We start from the raw sequence: 590 nt of genomic DNA on the forward strand, positions 1-590 counted from the left end.
TGCCCCCAGCGCCACCCGCTGGCGGGCAGCCTGTGGGCGGACCAGCCACAGTGCCTGGCAGACTGGCTGCGGGCGCTGGATGACGATGACCGCCCCTTGCGCGACTGGCTGGCGCAACTGGGCAGCCGGCGCCTGGGGCACTACTACGAACGGCTGTGGCAATTCGCCCTGGGCCAGGCGCCGGGCATCGAACTGCTGGCGGCCAACCTGGCGATTCGCGAAGCCGGGCGCACCCTGGGTGAGCTGGATGTGGTGCTGCGCGACCGCGACGGCGTGCACCACCTGGAACTGGCCATCAAGCTGTACCTGGGCCCGGAACACGCCGGGCGCGACCCCGGCGCCTGGCTGGGGCCAGGCTGCCATGACCGCCTGGGAAGCAAACTGGCGCACCTGGCACGCCACCAGTTGCCCATGTCGTCGGCGGCGCACAGCCGCGAGGTACTGGCGCGGCTGGGGGTGGAGCAGGTGCAGGCGCATGTGTGGCTGGGTGGCTATCTGTTCTACCCGTGGCCTGGGCATGCGCAGCCACCACTGGGCGCCAACCCGCAGCATTTGCGCGGGCGCTGGCTGCGGCGGCGAGACTGGGTCAT

Annotated in this window: 1 protein-coding gene; it reads left to right on the top strand. The window is 71.5% G+C overall.

The features are described from left to right. On the top strand, positions 1 to 590 hold a 590-nt coding region (locus J5M58_RS25920; RefSeq protein ID WP_207880172.1), incomplete at both ends, for a DUF1853 family protein.

This window comes from Pseudomonas sp. 32_A (assembly GCF_017490905.1).
GTDB lineage: Bacteria > Pseudomonadota > Gammaproteobacteria > Pseudomonadales > Pseudomonadaceae > Aquipseudomonas > Aquipseudomonas inefficax.